Source organism: Aquisalibacillus elongatus, assembly GCF_003843875.1.
GTDB classification, from domain to species: Bacteria; Bacillota; Bacilli; order Bacillales; family Alkalibacillaceae; genus Aquisalibacillus; species Aquisalibacillus elongatus.
Map to the genome: position 1 here is coordinate 274,165 of NZ_RKRF01000009.1, position 19,192 is coordinate 293,356.

Below are 19,192 nucleotides of genomic sequence, written 5' to 3' on the forward strand. Positions count from 1 at the left end.
TAACCCTTAAAACACTTCATAAATTTGTCTTCAACGCGGCCACCTCAAATCACTCCTTTTATCAGCATAGCTGCCAACATTGAAGGTGTAATCTAGGTGCCGAGATTGTCGGAGCGGCCTTCTGCCAGGCGGGACCACTGGGCGGTCGGACGGCCGTTCAGCTGAAACTGACCACCTTTAGAGCCCCAATGCTGTGGCCAGCCCTCTGGCGAATCCTCCCAGAACTCCTGCCGACCGTAAACAGTCAAGTCAAGCAATCCGTACGACGGCGACATTAGTTCGTTGCCTCGGCCCGTGGTCCAGTAGGTCTCGTAAACCTTGTCTCCATCCCTAAGATAACTGACTAGAATGCCAAAGTGCCTGTCTACGATCAATCGATCCACCGCTTCTTCCGGCACCGAGTACCAAGGCATCGTCCAGCCCATGAAGTCACGATACCGGGAGTTCTCTTCATAAGGCCCCTCACAGAAAGTTGCGTAGCTTACGTCCCGTGAGTGCAGATAGGACAACTCGTTGATGTGTGTCGTAGAAAAAGTGCAGCCCTCGCACTGCTCAGAAGCAGGCCTACCGGTGTGCCACATGTGAAAGTAAACGATCAGCTGGCTGCGGCCCTCGAACGTATCCAGCAATGTGACCGGTCCATCTGGGCCAATCAACGGCGTGGTAGGGTCCACCTCGACCATTGGTAGACGCCGACGGGCTGCCGCAATTGCATCACCTTCACGAGTATGTTCCTTTTCTCGGATTCGCAACTCGTTCAATTGGGCTTGCCACGTTGTCCGGTCAACCACTTCAGGCTGTGCAGAAATGTAGTGATTTTGATTCATGTAATTACCTCCTTTCTCTTGTTACTTATACACCCATAGTTTTCACATCTGAAGTAAATATACCTTAAACTGAATATTCTTGTAAAGGAATATTGAGAAAATAATAATAAATAAGCTTAAGAAATCACATCAGATTTTAAATATAAACCTAATCCTGCCCCAATGACACCCCATACAACAATACTAACCACATGCCAAAAGACCACAGTTCTTTTGCTTGCACCCGCTGCTAATGAGGCAAAGGCTGCAATATGACCAGAAGCGACTAGTGGGGCAAGAAGCGCTACACCTGGAACACCATACTTTTCGTATCTTTCTCTCGCCTTACTAGCCCTTTTATGAATAAAGCCCTTTTGTTTCGCATTACGAAATTTAACAAGCCAAGCATTAAATGGCAAGATTATGGCCATTAAAGACAGCCAGTTACCAATTATACTTATTGCTAAAGCAAATATAATTGGAAGGCCGATTAGAGCACCGATTGCTGTACCACCTGGTGATTCAACAAAAGGAATTAAAGACAATAGGAAAATCCCAATTGACTGAATGAATTCATTAACTTCACTTAAATAACTAAAAACATCTTGAACTGTTTCTCTGAACAAAGCTATTCAACCCCTTCATCATAATGCTTTCCGTTGGTAAATGATTGTTGAAGCTAGCCAGGAGGCCATATAGAATGACATAACAGTCAATGACCCTACTAAATACTGCTCTAGAGTTGAAAGGTCCATGACATATTCAGCTAATGCAGTGTAGTTCTCTAATATATAAGGAATTGCATTTTCCATTATAAATAGAAAGGTAAAAAAACTAATAAACACAACAACCATAAGGTATCCAGGTTTAAATATATAAAAGATAGGAAAGGTTAATGCAGCAAAAAATAAAAACATACCGCTTCCAATCGCAATCTCATCTAATGAAAAAGATTGATTAAATACAAAAAGCAATAAACTAGTAAAGCCAACTGCTAATACCATATAGACAACGGCACCAAGGTATCGTGATGCGACAATTTCTTTACGTGTATATGGTAAAGAATTTAATAAAATATTAGTCTCTGCTTTTTCATCATAATAAAACGCATTAAAAGGTATAAAAAGGCTGGCTACTAAGACGGTTAAAGTCGTAGTTGTATCCATGATAATGAAAAATAAGATAAACGGAATAAAGATTAACATCATCTTCTTTTGTAAAATGATATCTCGCCGAATTAGGTTAAACATGGTGTACACCACCCTTTCGAAGGTAATACATTATATCTTCAAGAGTTGCGTTTTCGATCACAACAGAATCTCCAAAAATATCATTCACTTCTTTTAAGTTATTTGTTAGTGCCTCAAAACCCGTTGAAGCACGGCGCACTTCAACAAAAGCTTTCTCTGTATCTTGATCTAAAAGCTCCAGTTCCCCTTTTACTATCGCGTAATTTTCAGCAACTTCTTCAATCGATTGATTAACCACCAATTCACCATCTTGGATAAAGGCAATATAATCAGCAATACGGTCCAAGTCCGTCGTAATGTGTGATGAAAAGAAAATAGTACGATTACTATCAATCATTAACTCTTGTAATAAATCCAGAAACTCGCGTCTAAAGATAGGATCTAGTCCTGCCGTTGGTTCATCCATGATAATAAGTTCAGCATGATGTGATAGTGCAATCGCTAATGAAGCCTTCATTTGCATCCCTTTTGAAAGTTTCTTCATAGCTTTATTAAGAGGCAAATCAAACCGATCAATATAATAATTAAACAACTCATCATCCCATTGCTTATAAGCTGGAGCAACAATTTGCTTAATATCTTTTAGATTTAATCCTTCATAAAAGACATTACCATCATAGACAAAACCGATACGTTCTTTGATTTCCTTTTCATTTGTTTTATAATCTAACCCGAAAACTTTAACTTCCCCATGATCTGGCTTTAATAGATTCATCATCATTTTAATTGTCGTCGACTTACCCGCACCGTTTGCTCCTACGAATCCCGTGATGAAACCTCTTTTCACTTCCAAGTTGATATCATCTACAGAAAAACCTTTAAATGCCTTCGTAACACCTTTTAGTTCAACTACATTTTCCATAACCCTCACTCCTCATACAAAAGCTCTAACAATTCTTGTAATTCATCAAATGATAAACCAATCTCTTTGCTGTTTTCGATGACTGCACTTAACTGTTCTTCAATGACTTTTAATTTTTTCTCGCGTATAACTTCTAGGTTTTGCTCCGCCACGAAAGAACCTTTACCTACAATAGAGTAGATAAACCCCGACTTTTCCAGTTCTTCATATGCCCGCTTTGTGGTGATAACACTAATTTGTAAATCCTTGGCCAATTGACGTATTGACGGAAGGGCTGTCCCCTCCTTTAAATCACCAGACAATATGGAGGACTTAATTTGGTTTATAATCTGTTCATAAATTGGTTCTTTGGAGCTGTTTGAAATAATAATTTGCATATTTGATCCCTCTTTACTGATCAGTGTCCTTGCATAATGTATATATACTATATATACATTATATACACACTAACTATTTAGTGCAACTACTTTATTAAAAAGGATCTGTTAAAGTTCATTGTTGATATTTGATTGGATATCCTAAACAGCTACCTTACTTGGTTTCGGGTTTCAAAGAGCATCCACCATCAAAGAAACGAAGTGAACAGTAATAATTTGATGATTAATGGAAATATAATTCCAAATATTGAAACTTATGATATACTAATATTGTCAAAGTTTTCTAATAATTTTTAGTTGTTGACTATATTATTGGGGGAGTAATATGAAGAGGACGATTTTTGTTTTAGTTCTTTTGTTGCTTTATGTATTTCTAGGTGCCTGTGGAACAACAGAGACGCGGAGTTCCGAAGGAGAGGATATCATTTCTGAAGATAAGGCAATATCAAATGCCATAGAAGTCATTACTGAAGACTTTCAGGAAGATAAAGAGAATATAGAAATAAAGTCTGTAAAGCTCGATTCTGGATACTACGTTGTTGAATGGGTAATAGACGAAGACTGTGAGTTTGGGTCAATCACAATTGACGCTAACAGCGGTGACCTTCACGAATTTACTGTAACAGAGTGTTAGAATGTAAATAAAGACTAAAAAAAGAACTGAGATCGAATAAAAACGATCTCAGCCCAAAATTATGATGTCCTCAATATCTTCTCCATTGTCTTAGCTTTTGCAAGCTCATCAATCAGTTTATCTAAGTAGCGAATTTCCTGCATCATCGGTTCTTCGATGTCCTCAACTCGCACACCACAGATTACACCTTTAATCATTCTTCGTGAAGGGTTTAATTGTGGAGCTTCTTCAAAAAAAGTCTCAAAATCGATATTGTATTCCAGTATTGCTTCTAAATCCTCCTGGCTATACCCAGTCAACCAACGAATAATTTCATCCACTTCTTCTTTCGTGCGTCCCTTCCTCTCAGCCTTCTTAACATAATTAGGGTAAACACTCGCGAAACTCATGGTATAGATTTTGTGTTTTGCCATAAACAACCTTCCTTTCTTTTTATAAATCAATCGTCTTTACTAGCGATTGCGTGGCGTGACAGACCATACTTTTCCAACCGTTTTGTCATCATACTTTATTATTAACGTGATTTATTCTTTTGGCATAGCAAAAGTGACTGAATGTCCTTGGTTTTCTTCAATTTTATTAAACACTTCACTTACTACCTCTAATGCTCGCTCATTGGATTGATATTTGCCTATACTTTTACTCCATTCATCTAATGTTGCACTTCCAATTATGCCCTTTATTTTCTTCCCATTAACCGTAAGTTCTTTGACATTGATCAAGCTATCCTTATCTTGCGTCAAAATCCATAACATAGGTTGTCATTCCTTTCTAATATTTCACTTATTTATTAGTTTTTAAATTAACGAATCTGTTAATAAAATTATGGCTTAATATAAAGGTTGTTGTTTATCGGTAAACTCCACTTGATAGAGCATAAAATAATAACAAATAAGAAAAAGAGATATAGTTAAATATAAATTTATGAAAGTACAAAGCCACGCTGGTAAAAATACCATTCCCATTTTCCATTTAGAATGTGTAGTAGTATATTGCTTTTCCTCACATTTTGGGCACTTTTTTCGTCCCTCTATAAAAAATATAAGTTCTTTCCATTTGAATTTATAATCACAAGACCAACAAGTAGGTAATTTCATAATAATCTACCCTCTATATTAACTAGTAATTGACTCATCGAAAATTATCAACAACTAAATTTAACAGACCTAACAAAAAACTTTGAAATTATTACAATTTAAACACTATTGTTTCTTCCCATAGATACGATTTGTTTTTAATAAAAGTTTCATAACTATAGTAAATTAAAGGCTTTAATTTAAAAACATGTAATTTATGAACCTGACGAAAATCCATAACTACGTCAGGTTCTTTCAGTATTCTGACTCTTATAATATATAAATAAATCAACCTAAAATAAAAGTATTTTATTATTTTGTATAAGTTTACTTTACTTTTGTAAAAAAATAGTTTACCATCTTTACAAGAGGTGATGGTAATGAAAAAGAAGCCTGGTGATTCGATATCCAATAAGGTTTACGAATATCGAGTACTTGCCAGAATGTCTCAGAAAGAGTTAGCAGAAAAAGTCGGGGTTTCTAAACAAACCATTTTCGTCATGGAAAAAGGTAATTATGTTCCGACTCTACTATTAGCCTACAGAATTGCCGATTTTTTTAATGTTGATGTTAACGATATTTTTACTTATGAGAAAGGAAATGATTCAAATGAATAATGATCAAATGTTAAATTCAATTTTTCACCCTTTAAAAACCTGGGCAGATGCAGAGCCGGGTAATTGGAATATGCTGATTGGTATTGGTTTTGTATTGCTTTTAGTTGGATTGATTTTAACTTTTTCATTTTACAAAAAAATAGGCAAACCTGACGAAAGAGTAAGTCAAATACATTTAAGAAGTGCTTCTATTATTTTATTTGTAGTAATTATGTCCGACATAATTTTTCCAAAAGAATATATGTGGCAAATTTTCTTCCTATTTAAGTATTCTCTTGCATTCATCGTTTCAGGAATCTATCTTGCTGTTCGATATAAAATGGACTTTTCTAACTAAAGTATTAAACTAATAATCGTATTATAAAGAAAAATAACTAAGACACAATATTAAGTATTTACAATTAGTTATTTAGGAAATATATAAAGTATATTCATCTAAGGAGTTTACATCATGCAAAATACTTTAACAACTCGAGGCTTAGCTAATCTAGAAAATGATTCATATATTGAGATTGTATATGTCAAAGATAGTTCAAAAGTAAAAACCGAGACCTTACACAATTGGAATAAGATCGGTGTTACAAACATTCAAAAGGATAAATTAAACGGAATTGAAAGGAAATTCATTGAAGCAGGAGTCAATTATCAAGTTAACATTTTAAATGGTGAACCTGGTCCAACCATTGTTGAGCATGCCAATGATCATAACTTTGATGTCGTCATCATCGGTAGTCGAGGTTTAAACGCTTTTCAGGAAATGGTCTTAGGTAGTGTCAGTCATAAGGTGGCAAAACGAGCAAACTGTCCGGTATTAATTATTAAATAAATCATCAAATTTTAATTGTGTGAAATGCTGGAGGAGAATCAATTATGGCCAAAAGAGTACGGGTTTAAGGGGACAGCCCTAAAACATCTTGAGGAGGAATGATGTTGGCAACGTTGGTAATTATTGCACATCCATCAATGGAAGAGTCTGTGATAAATAAACATTTGAAGCAAACGATTATGAATGAAACCGATATTACTGTTCATGACTTATATGAAAAATATCCAGATGAACAAATTGATATTAAACGTGAACAGCATTTATTAGAAGAACACAATCGGGTTATTTTCCAGTTTCCAAATTACTGGTATAGTTACCCACCATTGCTAAAAAAATGGTTTGATCTTGTTTTAGAACGTGGTTGGGCGTTTAGAGGTCAGCATGCGCTCAAAGGAAAAGAGTTTGGTATTGCTGTTAGCTCTGGATTTACTGCGGAAGACTACAGGTTTGACGGATTACACCGCCATACGATTGATCAAGTGATGGCACCATTTACCGCTACGTGTAATTTTATACGGACAAAATCACTGCCATTGTTTGCAACATTCGAACAAGAACTTGAGACGTCAGAGGATTACAAGCAAATTGCTGAGGCATATATTGCTTATTTATCAAAATCGTTTAAATTCCATCGAAAATCGTAAGCGTATGTAGGATCAGACCCCTATTTTACAGGTAAGTGACTTATATAAAGAATATCGTCAAGAAATGCGTCTCATTCAAATCAATATCGGTAGCAATTTTATTGGTAAACTCTCTAGATACAAAACCAATACTTCTCTCTTTAAATTTAATTAATATAGCGTATGGATCATACTGGTTTTTAAAGTCTCTTTCATATTCTAAAAAACTACATTCATTTATTAGCAAGGAAGTTTGCTAAAATTCTTTATATAAAAATCATAAGTTTCATCATCAATATTATATCCAATGTTAATCTTTAAGCGTGTATTAATAATATTTTCAATGTCATATTGTTCAATCTGCTCTTTAGCACAAGAAGCGACTGCTCTTATTGAACACTCGCTCCCGTTAACAGAGTAATTTAATCTGCTTGCCTTCTAATGCCATTCCCTTTGTGCTCTTTACGATAATTTACGCACCGCTTTCCTTATGCGATGTTCTGTTATCTTCCAATGTGATGTATTCCATACAATTTGTTGTTTATCTATAAGGAGAATCTGGGGTGATTTATGTGCAAGGCCTGTACTCCTTACAATTTCATTGGATATTCTTCTGCTTTCAATAACTTTTACCATATAGCAATCTAATTTATCTTCCCCAACCTTTCGCCAGCCTTCCACATCTGCAGCTGCATTATTAATGCCAGAAAGTGCTTTAAAGAATGAAGTTTTAAAGGTAGGCATTGATTTAGATGACGACAATAGTATACAAGGGTTAGCAAAAAAGTTTAATGTAAGCCAGCAAGCACTTTTAATTAGATTAGGAAAATTGGGACTATATTAGATTAAATAGGTTGTTCTTTAATTAAAAGAGCAACCTATTTTTATTAACAGACTATAATTAAACTTAATTAATGTATTAACTTTGACTTAGTTTCAAAAACCATCTTTCCCCTAAGTAAGTAAGGACCATTATAATAATTGAAATGATCACGATAAGTATATCTGTTTTTATTTTCACCCAGAGGAATGCTAATAAAATTAGACCGTCTAAAATTAATGCACCTATAACAATAAATCGATTAAAATCAACCTTTTGTTTCAGCTTTGTTAGTAGACCCCAATGAATAATCATATCCATGACCAAGTATAAGATGGCCCCCATAGAAGCAATCCGGCTTAAGTCAAAAAGTACAGTTAAAATCATAGCAATCACAATCGTGTAAACTAATGTATGCCTTTGAATTTTACCAGGCATTCCGAAGTGGCTATGAGGGATTAAATCCATTTTAGTCAGCATAGCTAACATTCTTGATACGGCAAACACACTAGCAATAATGCCTGAGATTGTAGCAATGATAGCAATAATGACTGTAAACCAAACACCTAGATTGCCTAAAGCTGGTTCTGAAGCAGCAGCAAGCGCGTAATCCTTTTTCTGAATAATTTCATTCAACGGTAAATTACTGGACACTGCCCATGCTAATAATATATAAACGATTAAACTAATTAAAATAGAAAACGTAATCGCTCGTCCTACATTTTTCTTTGGTTTTACAATTTCTTCACCTTGATTGGTGATGGTTGTGAACCCTTTAAAAGATAAGACGGTTAATGCAATCGCAGCAATAAAGCTTGCAATACTCGTTTCAGGTGATTGCCCTGTACTTTCGGCTGGACTCAAAGCAAAGTTTGTCACCAAGAGTCCTGCCCCTGCAAAAATTAGCAGACCAATAATTTTAAGCAACGAAACGAAAGATGTAAATGACTGTATAAACTTATTACCTGAAATATTAACTATGAAAGCAAAAATTAATAGAATCACGCCTAATACAGGAACCCAAAGACTACTCTCATCCATATCAAACAATTGCAATGAATACGTCCCAAAGGTTCTTGCCACAAGACTTTGATTGATTACCATTGAAAAAGCCATTAGTAGTGCTGCAAATGCTGTGAGAGTCCCTTTACCATATTCTTTAACTAAGTACATCCCAATACCGCCTGCTGATGGATATGAGTTACTAAGTTTTATATAAGAATAAGAACTAAATGCCGTGACAATACCTCCTAAAATAAATATAAACGGAAACCACTTGCCACCTAGTTCAGCTACTTGACCTAATAGAGCAAAAATTCCAGCACTAATCATGACTCCTGTACCTAAGCCAATGGCTCCAATCAGTGTAATACTATTCTTTTTATACTGAGACATAATATCACCTCTTTTTTAATACCCTATCTTTTAAATGGTTCCCTATAAATGTGCAAAAAATGTGAAGTTAGTATTGAAATAACTGATGTTGCCTTTCACTGAATAAACCAATTTTCTGCATAGAAACTTGATAATTAAGTGATATAATTCAAATGATAAATACAGTGTGGAGGTAGTCGCAAAATGAAATCAAAAGTATTTATAATCATTGGGATAATTAGTTTATTAGTTTTAATTGGTTGTTCAGCTGATGAATCATCATTTGAACAAAAAATGCAAGGTGACCAATTAACCCATGTCCACGGTTTGGGGTACACCGAAGAAGGACGTTTATTGTTTGGTACCCATGCTGGACTGAAGTATTATGATAATGAGCAATGGTATGAGACAAATAAAAACATAAATGATTATATGGGGTTTAACGTTGTTGATCGTGGCTTTTATACTTCCGGACACCCAAGTGCTCAATCCGATCTACCGAATCCAATTGGATTACAAAGAAGTTTAGATGGCGGCAAAACATTAGAAAGTTTAGGGTTCGTTGGTGAAACGGACTTTCACTTGTTAGCTGTTGGTTATAGCAGTCACGATATCTTTTTATATAATCCTAAACCAAATTCTGAATTAAAATCAGGGTTTTATATAAGCAAAGATGAAGGTGACACTTGGAAAAATATATCAGTAGTAGGTGTAAAAGGGGAATATGTAGATTTGGCTATTCATCCGACAAATTCTAATCTATTAGCCATAGCAACTACAGCTGGGGTTTACTTTTCTGAAGATGGTGGCGTTAATTTCAATTTATTGACTAACCAAGAACAAGGCACCGGATTATTTTTTAATGAACAGACACTAATTTACGCTTCATTTAACGGAGAAGCATCCTTAACAACTTATAAACTTGAAACGAAAGAGAAAACGGTGAAGAATTTACCGGACATAGGTGAGGACGCCCCTAAGTACATTGCACAAAATCCAAATAATGAAGATGAATATGTTATTTATACTTATTCAGATGATATTTTTATTAGTAAGGATCATATGGAGTCATGGGATTTAATATCTAGAAGTGGTAGTGTTCAGTAAATGATGAATAAACTCTCTATTAAGGTTGGACTATTATTTTTTATATTTATAGTTCTTGTTGAACTGTTGCTATTTTTCATTCTTTATACAAATTTGGCTAATAATCAAGTAGATGAAGTCATGGATAATTTACTGGCAAGGGGTAATACACATCGAGATGTTTTAGAAGATCATTATAATAAATCTACTATGGAGCATGTTGGAATCATGGAGTCTGCATCAGATTTTGTCGTCGTAATAACAGACACAAATGGCAATGTCATCGTAAATTCTAATCCCGTAGAACCTGAAATTAAACAAGTCATTCAAAGTGCAGTTCAACAACCTATTTCTTCTGATGGAGAAATTATTGAAGAAAAATGGAAAACCAAAAAATATATAGCATCTGATAGTCTGATTAAAGTTGATGGAGAAATCAAAGGGCATGTACTAATGTTTGCGGAAACCAATAAAGTAAAAAATATGCTCTTGCAGTTAGGAAATCAATTTAAAATTATTGGTATACTCACCATTATACTAACAATTATAACTATATTGATATTATCTAAATTTATTACGTCACCACTCATTAAAATCAAAGAAGCGACCGAGCAAATCTACAAGGGAAATAAACAGATTAAATTAAACTTAAAGAGAAATGATGAATTAGGTAGCTTAGCAAAAACCATCACAAGAATATCTCATGATTTAGATCAACTAAAGACTGAGCGCAGTGAGTTTTTAACCAATATTTCACACGAACTAAGAACACCTTTAACCTATATTAAAGGTTATGCAGATATTATCAATCGTCCTAACATTAAGATTGAAGATACGAAAAATTATAGTTCTATTATTAAAGATGAAGCTGAACAGTTATCTATTTTAATCAAAAACTTATTTGACTTGGCTAAAGTGGATCAGAATAAGTTTGCCATTAACCAAGAATGGACTCCGTTGTGTGAAGTTATACAATCTGTCATTAACAGATTAAGGCCAGCTTTTAATGATAAAAATTTAACCATAGAAGAACATTGTCCAAAAAGTTTAGTTGCCTTTATTGATCCTCCTCGCATACAACAAGTTTTAATCAACATATTAGATAATGCCAAAAAACATTCATTCGAAGGTGGTAAAATAACTTTAAATGTATCGGATACATCTAATGAAATTGAGATTTTGATAACTGATGAAGGGGAAGGTATTCCAGAGGAAGAAATTCCATACTTATTTAATCGTTTATACAGAATTGACAAATCACGATCGCGTTTAAGTGGGGGTTCTGGGATAGGTTTAACTATAGCAAAAGAAATCGTTGAATCACATGGAGGGTCCATTAAAATTGTAAGTGAATTAGGAAAGGGAACAAGTGTAAAAGTTAATCTCCCAAGGGGTGAAAAATATGTTTAAAGCCTTGGTAGTCGATGATGAAGTTAGAATGCTTGATTTAATTGAAGTGTATTTACAGACTCATTCTTTTATATGCACAAAAACAACTAATGCACATGAAGCCTTAAGAATTTTAGAAGAAGATGATATAAATATTATGATTTTAGACATCATGATGCCTGAAATGAGTGGATTTGAGTTATGCCAAAAAGTACGAACTTTTTCAAATATACCTATCATTATGTTAACAGCACGTGACCAACAAGAAGACCTCATAAAAGGGTTGAAACTAGGAGCGGACGATTATATTACAAAACCTTTTGACGAACATGAATTAGTTGCTAGAATGGAAGCTTTACTTAGACGAACACAACCCCAAAATATTATTGAAACAAATGGCTTAGTCTGGGATAAAGATAAATTTGAATTATCATATAGAAATCAAATAATCAAGTTAACCCCAAAGGAATTTAACATGATTGGTTATTTATTAAGGAACCCACATCAAGTTTATGAACGCGAAAAATTAATAGACTTAATTTGGGGATATGTCACAGATGTTGAAGGGAGAACCGTTGACTCCCATATACGTAATATAAGAGATAAGATTAGAAAAGTAGGCTTTCCAGTTGATCAGCATTTAATAACCGTATGGGGGGTTGGATACAAGTGGATAAAATAATGTTAGTGGTTTCAAAAGTTAAAAGAAGCTAACCAATAAAGTCAGCTTCTTTTAACTTTTTAGTTTATCTTTTAATCGATCATATTCTTCTTCAGTAATTTCCCCTTTGGCAAGTCGGCGTTTCAACACTTCTAATGAATCGCCTTCAGGGTAAGCTGAGTCCTTCCTTTCTTTATTATTCTCACCTTTAAACATCCATACTACTATTACTACAATTAACACAATGATGATAATCATAATAATACTAAATAGGAAATTTCCAAAAAAACTTCCTCCCATCCCATCATTCATCATGTTACCATTCATCATAAGAAACACTCCTTTTCATATTTACTCAACAAACGGAGAGTAAACACTTTCATAATCTACAATTGTCATCATACCAAGGTCTGCATGGTTATTATCATGACAATGGAATAACCATTCTCCTTTATTATCAGCTTTAAAGAAAATCTCAAAGGTTTCTCCTGGTTTAACATTAATTAAATCTTTTACGATTGGTTCATTTAATTTTTGGTCATTTTTCGACTCAACTTGAAATCGATGGCTATGCAAATGCATAGGGTGGTTAAAACGTCCATTATTGTTGATTTCGACTTTAACTATGTCCCCTTCTTCCACTTCAATGGGTGGGGTATTAGGAAATTGTTGCTCATTAATTTGAAATACCATGCCATCACCCATGTCCATTCCCATGTTTAAATCCATTTCATAACTAACATCAACTTGATTAGGTGTATCTTCAAAGATAAGATTTTTATTACCAAGAGTTGCGCCATCGATACTTGAACCTTCTTTAGCTTGATTAGGTTCAATGTTTTCATAATTATCATTCTTATTTGTAATAACTGGTATACTAGCGTTAACACCATCTTCTAATGAAGTAAGGTTTGATACGAACCAAGGTTTAGATTGATGGTTTGATACTTCTAAATCTACCCTTTCTCCAGGTGCAACCTCTATAACACTAGCTTGATTATTTTTATCCAATGTTTTGATCGCATCGTAAGCAACGACTTTTGTAGTCCCTTTTGGAAAACTTAATCTTTGAACTTGATACCCAGCATTAATAATTCTAAGAAGAGTTTTTTCTCCTTTTTTCACCATTATTGGCTCTATGCTAGTCCCAGATTTACCATTAACTGTATAAGTATCATACATTTGTTTCGTATCAGCTTCCCCATTCATTCCACCCATCATCATACCAGGCATTGTTGTTAAACTTTCTGGATTTCTGTCTGTCGCCCATTCATCTAATATAAGTATTTGTTCACGATCATAATTGTTTTGTTGATCACGTTCTTCAACTACTAATGAACCATATAGGCCTTTATCAACTTGTAAGGCGCTATGTTGGTGCGAATGATACCAATATGTCCCTGGGTGCTTCGCTTCAAATTGGTAAGTAAATGTATCACCTGGTTGTACAGCTTCTTGAGTTAAGTCGGGTACACCATCCATGACATTAGGTAAAATAGCCCCATGCCAATGGATTGTAACAGGAACATCTAAATTATTTTTTAAATTAACTTTTAGAATATCCCCTTCCGTTACACGGAGAGGTTCACCTGGTACTGAACCATTATAAGTCCAAGCATTAACTTTTTTACCATTTTCTAATGACCATTCAACTTCCTCAGCAGTCAAATTATATTCAGTTATATTTTGGTCACTAAAATCATTTTTGTATAACTCTTCAATGTTAATCTCACCATTGACCAGTTGTGGTGTACCATCAGAACCTTCATTAAAAATCCAATGATAACTACTATATCCTAAAAATAGAAGCAATATTATTAAAATGGAACCTATAATTTTTTTATTCACTATTCTAACCTCCTCATGCCTAAATTTTAGCCAAAACATATGCAGTTTTTGTGCACATAAACTGAACAGTTTTTATTAAATCAATTATTGACATTAATTTGCTCATATTATCAGACACTTTGGATAATATAATTGATGAACTACAACATAAGGAGGACGAACTAATGGGAGTACTATCAACATCACCTACTAATATGGATAGTTGTATTGAGGCATGCCTTAAATGTTTAAGAGCATGTGAAGAATGTTTTACTGCGTGTTTACAAGAGCCTGATGTACAAGCAAGAGCTCAGTGTATTCAGGTTTTAAATGATTGTGCTGAAATTTGTGGACAAGCAGCACAATACATGTCACGTAATAGTACTTTTGCGACGAACCTTTGTGGTGTCTGCGCTCAAGTTTGTGAACAATGTGCTATGGAGTGTGAAAATTTCCAGGATGCACATTGTAAGGAATGCGCTCAAATTTGTCGTGAGTGTGCTCAACAATGTCGTCAAATGGCAGGGTAATTCAAGACGGGACAGGTCTATGCCTGTCCTTTTTTTGTGCATAAAAACCATTGGTACATAGTTAGTGTTTAAAAATAGTATTATTAGTGAATAGAATTATAAAACCTAAAAAAAGAGGTGAAAGATTGATGAGCCATAATCATGAGCATCACCAACATAATCACGAAAACCATGAGGACCACCAAGAGCACGACCATCATAATCATCATGAGCATATGGTTCAGGATTTTAAGAAACGACTTTATATTTCAATAGCCATAACTATTCCGATATTATTATTATCACCAATGATTCAATCATTCTTAGGAGTAGACTGGCGTTTTACTTATGATCAATACATTTTATTTGGACTATCAACCTTTATATTTTTCTATGGAGGATGGCCTTTTCTAACTGGTGGAATCGATGAGTTAAAAGAAAAAAATCCAGGCATGATGACTCTAATTGGTCTTGCAATTGTTGTAGCGTATGTTTATAGTTCACTAACCGTTTTTGGTTTAGAAGGACGAAACTTCTTTTGGGAGCTTGCGACACTTATTGATATAATGCTACTCGGACATTGGATTGAAATGCGTTCGATTATGGGAGCTTCCAATGCGTTAGAGGAATTAGTCAAACTGATGCCAAATACAGCGCACAGATTAAATGAAAATAACCAAGCAGAAGAAGTATCAGTGTCTGAGTTAAAAATAAATGATCATGTTTTAGTTAAACCAGGTGAAAAGATTCCTGTAGATGGCTTGATTTTGGATGGCCATACCTCGGTTGATGAATCGATGTTAACCGGGGAATCTGTTCCGATTGAAAAACAACAGAATGACGAAGTGATCGGCGGTTCAATTAATAAAGAAGGATCGTTAACTATCAAGGTTCAGAAAACAGGAAATGATTCATATTTGTCTCAAGTTGTTGATTTAGTAAAGGAAGCTCAAGCTTCCAAATCAAAAGCTCAAGACTTCACTGATCGCGCAGCGAAGTGGTTATTCTACATTGCGATTGCTGCGGGTATTATCACGCTTGTTATATGGCTCAGCTTAGGCTATTCATTTGATGTTGCTCTAGAACGTATGGTGACCGTCATGGTTATTACATGTCCACACGCTTTGGGACTAGCCTCACCATTAGTGGTAGCGGTGTCTACCGCATTGTCCGCAAAACAAGGGCTATTAATCCGAAACCGTGTTAATTTTGAAAATGCGAGACAAATTGACACTGTCGTATTTGATAAAACAGGGACTTTAACAAAAGGAGAGTTTGGTGTAACAGACATTATTCCAAACGAGACAAGCGAAGAGGAAATACTACAATTAGCCGCGAGCGTCGAACAAAAATCCGAACATCCTATTGCTGAAGGAATCGTTCACGCTGCTGAAGAACGAGAAATTACTTTAAAGAACATTGAAAATTTCAGTTCTTCTACTGGAGAAGGAATTGAAGGTCAAGTAGACGGCCAAACAATTAAAGTTGTGAGTCCCAAGTATGTTCAAGAAAATAGTATTAACTTTGACCAAGACTCTTTTAATCAACTATCAGATCAAGGAAAAACTGTCGTGTTTGTTCTATTGGATCAACAATTAATGGGCATGATAGCACTAGCAGATATTATCAAAGACGAAGCAAAAGAAGCTGTTAAATTGTTAAAAGATGCTGGTATTCAACCTGTTATGTTAACTGGTGACCACCAGAAAGTTGCTAATTGGGTATCAAAGCAAATTGGAATAGATGAGGTGCATGCAGAAGTATTACCAGACCATAAAGCCAATCATATTAAAGAAATCCAAAGTAAAAAACAACGCGTGGCTATGACAGGAGACGGAATTAATGACGCACCAGCATTGGCAACGGCTGATTTAGGGATTGCTATTGGAGCTGGAACAGATGTCGCGATGGAAACAGCAGATGTCGTGTTAGTACAAAGCAATCCAAAAGATGTCGTATCATTGATTGATTTATCCAAAAAAACGTATCGTAAAATGGTGCAAAATCTATGGTGGGCTTCAGGCTATAACATTATAGCCATCCCTTTAGCAGCCGGAGTACTAGCTCCAATTGGAGTTGTGCTAAGCCCAGCAGTAGGTGCGATGTTGATGAGTCTAAGTACTGTTATTGTTGCAATTAATGCGAAATTATTAAAAGCATAAATTCTGAAAACAGCTCCTCATTCGGAAATGAATCATTCGAGGCAGATCCCTTTGCAGGAATTTATCATCGATACACTAGATGCAAAACCAGAAAATTATATAAAGCTATTTTTGCAGTTTATAAATATGAATTAGATGAAAGAATTGTGGTTAAGTTTGTATAAAGCTAAAAATAATAGGAGATAATATTAAAGCTGAGGTTGTAAATTGAAAACAACCTCAGCTTTTTTAGTTCTATTACTCAACTGTAACCGACTTCGCCAAATTCCTCGGCTTATCAACGTCACAATCACGGTGAAGGGCAGCGTAATAAGAGATTAGCTGTAATGGTAGTACAGAGACTAATGGTGTTAGAAGTGAATGAACGTTAGGGATGACGAATGCATCGCCTTCACGATCTAGTCCTTCTAGGCTAATAATGCAGTCATTTGCTCCACGTGTAACAACCTCTTGAACGTTGCTTCGAATCGAGCTGTTCACGTGTTCTTGTGTTGCAAGGGCAATGACTGGTGTGCCGTCTTCGATTAACGCGATTGTACCGTGTTTGAGTTCTCCGCCAGCGAATCCTTCAGCCTGGATATATGAGATTTCTTTAAGTTTTAATGCGCCTTCTAATCCAACGAAGTAGTCAAGGCCGCGTCCAATAAAGAAGCAATTGCGAGTGGTTGATAGATAGTCGCGAGCGATTTGCTCGAATACTTCTTTTTGGTCGCATAATGATTCCATTGCGCTTGAGACGATGCCTAGTTCTTTCATTGGATCGAAGTCTAATGTTAAGCCTTTTGCACGGGCTGTATCGACTGCTAAGATCGCTAATACAGCCATTTGTGCGGTATAGGCTTTTGTTGATGCAACGGCAATTTCAGGGCCTGCATGCAGATGCATCGTATAAGTTGCTTCACGAGAAAGGGTGGACCCTGGCACGTTTGTAAGCGTGAGTGCTGGGTGTCCTAGTTTGTTTGTTTCCACTAATACTGAACGTAAGTCTGCTGTTTCACCACTTTGTGAGATGAACACGAACAGTGGTTTTTCAGATAGTAGTGGGAAGTTATATGAAAATTCGCTTGCGACGTGTACCTCTGTTGGTACTTCTGCGATTTTCTCTAAAAATTCTTTACCGATTAAGCCAGCGTGATAGCTTGTGCCCGCAGCGATAATATATACGCGGTCGCATTCACTCATGGCTTTTCGAATATCTTCATCTAGCTTAATATCGTCATTTTCATCCTGATACTCTTGGATGATATTACGCATAACAAAAGGCTGCTCGTCGATTTCTTTTAACATGAAATGCGGATAAGTGCCTTTTTCAATGTCACTTGCGTCGATTTCAGCTGTGAATGGTTCACGTTCTACTGTTGTTCCGTCTAATTTCTGAAGTTCGACATTGTCTTGTTTAACAATAACAACTTCCTCATCCATTAGCTCAACGAATTGGTCTGTTACTTGTAACATTGCCATTGAGTCACTTGCAACCACGTTAAAGTCTTCACCTAAGCCAACGAGTAATGGGCTTTTGTTTTTCGCAACGAATATTTCATCTGGATTTTCTGAATCTAATACTGCTAGTGCATATGATCCGTGTAGTAAACTAACCGTCTTACGGAACGCTTCAAGCGTATTACCTGATTCTAAAGCAAATTTTTCGATAAGCTGAACAATCACTTCTGTATCTGTTTCACTCGCAAAGTTCACACCTTCAAGATAATCACGTTTAAGTTCTTCAAAGTTTTCAATGACACCATTGTGAACTAACGTGAACCTGCCAGTTGAACTTTGGTGAGGGTGAGCGTTCGTTTCGCTTGGCTCACCGTGTGTTGCCCAGCGTGTGTGACCGATTCCGGTTGTTGCATGAACACTTTCATCGACCGCTTCTCTTAGGTTCGCAATACGTCCTTTAACTTTAAATACATTCATATCTTCTGAACGTACGGCAATACCTGCTGAGTCATAACCACGGTATTCAAGTTTTTCTAGTCCTTTTAAAAGAATCTCTTTTGTGTCTTCGTTACCGATATATCCTACAATTCCACACATAGTTCGTTACCTCCTAGACGAAAGAGGCAAACAAAGTCCTGATGTCAGGGGCATTCGTTTGCCCCTTTCTCGTATTCTGCATTTTTTGGTCATCTTGTTTTAGCTGGTTGTGCATAGAGTCGCCTCTATGTTTTCAACTAAAATTTTTCAGCTGAGATGATTGACAGCTGGAAGGCACCCGCCGATTTTTCGATGAAACCTTCTCCTCGTCAACTATTTCTATTAAAACCGTTCATAGAAATAGTCCTGGCGCTTT

24 protein-coding genes and 2 pseudogenes are annotated in these 19,192 nt (G+C 35.7%); 12 read left to right on the forward strand and 14 right to left on the reverse strand.

Annotation, left to right across the window (positions count from 1 at the left end; translation table 11 throughout):
• Nucleotides 1-92: 92 nt before the first annotated feature.
• The 5 genes from EDC24_RS09630 to EDC24_RS09650 form a co-directional block, all read right to left on the reverse strand.
• Nucleotides 93-827: a DUF899 domain-containing protein gene (locus tag EDC24_RS09630; protein ID WP_124222011.1), complete on the reverse strand. Its 735-nt coding sequence runs from the start codon at nt 825-827 to the stop codon at nt 93-95.
• 116 nt (nt 828-943) lie between these two features.
• Nucleotides 944-1,432, reverse strand: a complete 489-nt coding sequence (locus EDC24_RS09635; protein ID WP_170158536.1) for a small multi-drug export protein — start codon at nt 1,430-1,432, stop codon at nt 944-946.
• Between the two features lie 18 nt (nt 1,433-1,450).
• Nucleotides 1,451-2,056: an ABC-2 transporter permease gene (locus EDC24_RS09640; protein WP_124222014.1), complete on the reverse strand. Its 606-nt coding sequence runs from the start codon at nt 2,054-2,056 to the stop codon at nt 1,451-1,453.
• The gene (locus EDC24_RS09645) at nt 2,049-2,918 is read right to left on the reverse strand and encodes an ABC transporter ATP-binding protein (protein WP_124222016.1); all 870 of its coding nucleotides are present in this window, start codon (nt 2,916-2,918) and stop codon (nt 2,049-2,051) included. Before EDC24_RS09645 ends, EDC24_RS09640 begins: the two co-directional genes overlap by 8 nt.
• 5 nt (nt 2,919-2,923) lie before the next feature.
• On the reverse strand, nt 2,924-3,295 hold the full coding sequence (locus EDC24_RS09650; protein WP_124222017.1) for a GntR family transcriptional regulator: 372 nt from the start codon (nt 3,293-3,295) through the stop codon (nt 2,924-2,926).
• A 141-nt stretch (nt 3,296-3,436) separates the two neighbouring features.
• On the opposite strand from EDC24_RS09650, the pseudogene EDC24_RS15315 reads away from it, so the two are divergent.
• Both EDC24_RS15315 and EDC24_RS09655 read left to right on the forward strand, forming a co-directional pair.
• A pseudogene (locus EDC24_RS15315) lies at nt 3,437-3,592 on the forward strand (IS1595 family transposase); the annotation flags it as partial.
• Between the two features lie 28 nt (nt 3,593-3,620).
• Complete coding sequence (locus EDC24_RS09655; RefSeq protein WP_124222019.1) at nt 3,621-3,929, forward strand: hypothetical protein; 309 nt, start codon at nt 3,621-3,623, stop codon at nt 3,927-3,929.
• Between the two features lie 59 nt (nt 3,930-3,988).
• Here the strand turns inward: EDC24_RS09655 and EDC24_RS09660 are convergent, their stop codons facing one another.
• The 3 genes from EDC24_RS09660 to EDC24_RS15510 all read right to left on the reverse strand — a co-directional run bounded on the left by EDC24_RS09660 (nt 3,989) and on the right by EDC24_RS15510 (nt 5,026).
• Nucleotides 3,989-4,342 carry a DUF2200 domain-containing protein gene (locus EDC24_RS09660; RefSeq protein ID WP_124222020.1) on the reverse strand — a complete coding sequence of 118 codons (354 nt, stop codon included), beginning with the start codon at nt 4,340-4,342 and terminating at the stop codon, nt 3,989-3,991.
• 111 nt (nt 4,343-4,453) lie between these two features.
• Nucleotides 4,454-4,684, reverse strand: coding sequence for a hypothetical protein (locus EDC24_RS09665; protein WP_124222022.1), 231 nt, complete (start codon nt 4,682-4,684; stop codon nt 4,454-4,456).
• A 75-nt stretch (nt 4,685-4,759) separates the two neighbouring features.
• The gene (locus EDC24_RS15510; protein ID WP_124222024.1) at nt 4,760-5,026 is read right to left on the reverse strand and encodes a TIGR04104 family putative zinc finger protein; all 267 of its coding nucleotides are present in this window, start codon (nt 5,024-5,026) and stop codon (nt 4,760-4,762) included.
• Between the two features lie 359 nt (nt 5,027-5,385).
• Here EDC24_RS15510 and EDC24_RS09675 point away from each other — a divergent pair, with 359 nt between their 5' ends.
• The 4 genes from EDC24_RS09675 to EDC24_RS09690 all read left to right on the forward strand — a co-directional run bounded on the left by EDC24_RS09675 (nt 5,386) and on the right by EDC24_RS09690 (nt 7,092).
• Complete coding sequence (locus EDC24_RS09675; RefSeq protein WP_124222025.1) at nt 5,386-5,622, forward strand: helix-turn-helix transcriptional regulator; 237 nt, start codon at nt 5,386-5,388, stop codon at nt 5,620-5,622.
• Nucleotides 5,615-5,959: a DUF2178 domain-containing protein gene (locus tag EDC24_RS09680; RefSeq protein ID WP_211342364.1), complete on the forward strand. Its 345-nt coding sequence runs from the start codon at nt 5,615-5,617 to the stop codon at nt 5,957-5,959. The genes EDC24_RS09675 and EDC24_RS09680 overlap by 8 nt, the downstream gene beginning before the upstream one ends.
• Nucleotides 5,960-6,073: 114 nt before the next feature.
• A complete protein-coding gene (locus EDC24_RS09685) occupies nt 6,074-6,448 on the forward strand; it encodes a universal stress protein (RefSeq protein ID WP_124222028.1) in 375 nt (124 codons plus the stop codon).
• A 104-nt stretch (nt 6,449-6,552) separates the two neighbouring features.
• Entirely contained in the window at nt 6,553-7,092 is a 540-nt protein-coding gene (locus EDC24_RS09690; RefSeq protein WP_170158537.1) for an NAD(P)H-dependent oxidoreductase, read from the forward strand.
• 40 nt (nt 7,093-7,132) lie between these two features.
• On the opposite strand, the gene EDC24_RS15515 is transcribed toward EDC24_RS09690, so the two are convergent.
• Nucleotides 7,133-7,318 carry an HIRAN domain-containing protein gene (locus EDC24_RS15515; protein ID WP_425455182.1) on the reverse strand — a complete coding sequence of 62 codons (186 nt, stop codon included), beginning with the start codon at nt 7,316-7,318 and terminating at the stop codon, nt 7,133-7,135.
• Between the two features lie 215 nt (nt 7,319-7,533).
• Nucleotides 7,534-7,815: a monothiol bacilliredoxin BrxC family protein gene (locus tag EDC24_RS09695; protein WP_124222032.1), complete on the reverse strand. Its 282-nt coding sequence runs from the start codon at nt 7,813-7,815 to the stop codon at nt 7,534-7,536.
• Between EDC24_RS09695 and EDC24_RS09700 the strand changes: the two are divergent.
• Nucleotides 7,769-7,915, forward strand: a pseudogene (locus EDC24_RS09700) (ImmA/IrrE family metallo-endopeptidase); the annotation flags it as partial. The gene EDC24_RS09695 and the pseudogene EDC24_RS09700 sit on opposite strands and share 47 nt — an antisense overlap.
• Nucleotides 7,916-7,990: 75 nt before the next feature.
• Here EDC24_RS09700 and EDC24_RS09705 read toward each other — a convergent pair.
• Nucleotides 7,991-9,286: an APC family permease gene (locus EDC24_RS09705; protein ID WP_124222035.1), complete on the reverse strand. Its 1,296-nt coding sequence runs from the start codon at nt 9,284-9,286 to the stop codon at nt 7,991-7,993.
• A gap of 183 nt (nt 9,287-9,469) precedes the next feature.
• Between EDC24_RS09705 and EDC24_RS09710 the strand changes: the two genes are divergently transcribed.
• From EDC24_RS09710 to EDC24_RS09720, 3 genes are all read left to right on the forward strand, one after another.
• A complete protein-coding gene (locus EDC24_RS09710) occupies nt 9,470-10,372 on the forward strand; it encodes a F510_1955 family glycosylhydrolase (RefSeq protein WP_124222036.1) in 903 nt (300 codons plus the stop codon).
• 93 nt (nt 10,373-10,465) lie between these two features.
• The gene (locus tag EDC24_RS09715; RefSeq protein WP_245998090.1) at nt 10,466-11,761 is read left to right on the forward strand and encodes a sensor histidine kinase; all 1,296 of its coding nucleotides are present in this window, start codon (nt 10,466-10,468) and stop codon (nt 11,759-11,761) included.
• On the forward strand, nt 11,754-12,422 hold the full coding sequence (locus EDC24_RS09720) for a response regulator transcription factor (protein ID WP_211342365.1): 669 nt from the start codon (nt 11,754-11,756) through the stop codon (nt 12,420-12,422). Before EDC24_RS09715 ends, EDC24_RS09720 begins: the two co-directional genes overlap by 8 nt.
• A gap of 51 nt (nt 12,423-12,473) precedes the next feature.
• Here the strand turns inward: EDC24_RS09720 and EDC24_RS09725 are convergent, their stop codons facing one another.
• Nucleotides 12,474-12,731: an SHOCT domain-containing protein gene (locus EDC24_RS09725; protein WP_124222040.1), complete on the reverse strand. Its 258-nt coding sequence runs from the start codon at nt 12,729-12,731 to the stop codon at nt 12,474-12,476.
• A gap of 21 nt (nt 12,732-12,752) precedes the next feature.
• On the reverse strand, nt 12,753-14,249 hold the full coding sequence (locus EDC24_RS09730) for a multicopper oxidase family protein (protein WP_170158538.1): 1,497 nt from the start codon (nt 14,247-14,249) through the stop codon (nt 12,753-12,755).
• Nucleotides 14,250-14,413: 164 nt separating this feature from the next.
• Here EDC24_RS09730 and EDC24_RS09735 point away from each other — a divergent pair, with 164 nt between their 5' ends.
• Together EDC24_RS09735 and EDC24_RS09740 are read left to right on the forward strand one after the other, a co-directional pair.
• Entirely contained in the window at nt 14,414-14,758 is a 345-nt protein-coding gene (locus EDC24_RS09735) for a four-helix bundle copper-binding protein (RefSeq protein ID WP_124222044.1), read from the forward strand.
• Between the two features lie 128 nt (nt 14,759-14,886).
• Nucleotides 14,887-16,899 carry a heavy metal translocating P-type ATPase gene (locus EDC24_RS09740; protein ID WP_124222046.1) on the forward strand — a complete coding sequence of 671 codons (2,013 nt, stop codon included), beginning with the start codon at nt 14,887-14,889 and terminating at the stop codon, nt 16,897-16,899.
• A gap of 237 nt (nt 16,900-17,136) precedes the next feature.
• Here EDC24_RS09740 and glmS read toward each other — a convergent pair whose 3' ends face one another.
• On the reverse strand, nt 17,137-18,936 hold the full coding sequence (gene glmS / locus EDC24_RS09745; RefSeq protein ID WP_124222047.1) for a glutamine--fructose-6-phosphate transaminase (isomerizing): 1,800 nt from the start codon (nt 18,934-18,936) through the stop codon (nt 17,137-17,139).
• Nucleotides 18,937-19,192 lie beyond the last annotated feature (256 nt).

Excerpts from the sequence above, each read along its gene's own strand:
- EDC24_RS09695 (WP_124222032.1), bottom strand. The coding sequence starts at position 7,815 with ATGCCTACCTTTAAAACTTCATTCTTTAAAGCACTTTCTGGCATTAAT.
- glmS (WP_124222047.1), bottom strand. The coding sequence starts at position 18,936 with ATGTGTGGAATTGTAGGATATATCGGTAACGAAGACACAAAAGAGATT.
- EDC24_RS09650 (WP_124222017.1), bottom strand. The coding sequence starts at position 3,295 with ATGCAAATTATTATTTCAAACAGCTCCAAAGAACCAATTTATGAACAG.
- EDC24_RS09735 (WP_124222044.1), top strand. The coding sequence starts at position 14,414 with ATGGGAGTACTATCAACATCACCTACTAATATGGATAGTTGTATTGAG.
- EDC24_RS09720 (WP_211342365.1), top strand. The coding sequence starts at position 11,754 with ATGTTTAAAGCCTTGGTAGTCGATGATGAAGTTAGAATGCTTGATTTA.
- EDC24_RS09680 (WP_211342364.1), top strand. The coding sequence starts at position 5,615 with ATGAATAATGATCAAATGTTAAATTCAATTTTTCACCCTTTAAAAACC.
- EDC24_RS09640 (WP_124222014.1), bottom strand. The coding sequence starts at position 2,056 with ATGTTTAACCTAATTCGGCGAGATATCATTTTACAAAAGAAGATGATG.
- EDC24_RS15510 (WP_124222024.1), bottom strand. The coding sequence starts at position 5,026 with ATGAAATTACCTACTTGTTGGTCTTGTGATTATAAATTCAAATGGAAA.
- EDC24_RS09705 (WP_124222035.1), bottom strand. The coding sequence starts at position 9,286 with ATGTCTCAGTATAAAAAGAATAGTATTACACTGATTGGAGCCATTGGC.
- EDC24_RS09725 (WP_124222040.1), bottom strand. The coding sequence starts at position 12,731 with ATGATGAATGGTAACATGATGAATGATGGGATGGGAGGAAGTTTTTTT.
- EDC24_RS09665 (WP_124222022.1), bottom strand. The coding sequence starts at position 4,684 with ATGTTATGGATTTTGACGCAAGATAAGGATAGCTTGATCAATGTCAAA.
- EDC24_RS09710 (WP_124222036.1), top strand. The coding sequence starts at position 9,470 with ATGAAATCAAAAGTATTTATAATCATTGGGATAATTAGTTTATTAGTT.
- EDC24_RS09645 (WP_124222016.1), bottom strand. The coding sequence starts at position 2,918 with ATGGAAAATGTAGTTGAACTAAAAGGTGTTACGAAGGCATTTAAAGGT.
- EDC24_RS09630 (WP_124222011.1), bottom strand. The coding sequence starts at position 827 with ATGAATCAAAATCACTACATTTCTGCACAGCCTGAAGTGGTTGACCGG.
- EDC24_RS09655 (WP_124222019.1), top strand. The coding sequence starts at position 3,621 with ATGAAGAGGACGATTTTTGTTTTAGTTCTTTTGTTGCTTTATGTATTT.
- EDC24_RS09675 (WP_124222025.1), top strand. The coding sequence starts at position 5,386 with ATGAAAAAGAAGCCTGGTGATTCGATATCCAATAAGGTTTACGAATAT.
- EDC24_RS09685 (WP_124222028.1), top strand. The coding sequence starts at position 6,074 with ATGCAAAATACTTTAACAACTCGAGGCTTAGCTAATCTAGAAAATGAT.
- EDC24_RS09660 (WP_124222020.1), bottom strand. The coding sequence starts at position 4,342 with ATGGCAAAACACAAAATCTATACCATGAGTTTCGCGAGTGTTTACCCT.
- EDC24_RS09740 (WP_124222046.1), top strand. The coding sequence starts at position 14,887 with ATGAGCCATAATCATGAGCATCACCAACATAATCACGAAAACCATGAG.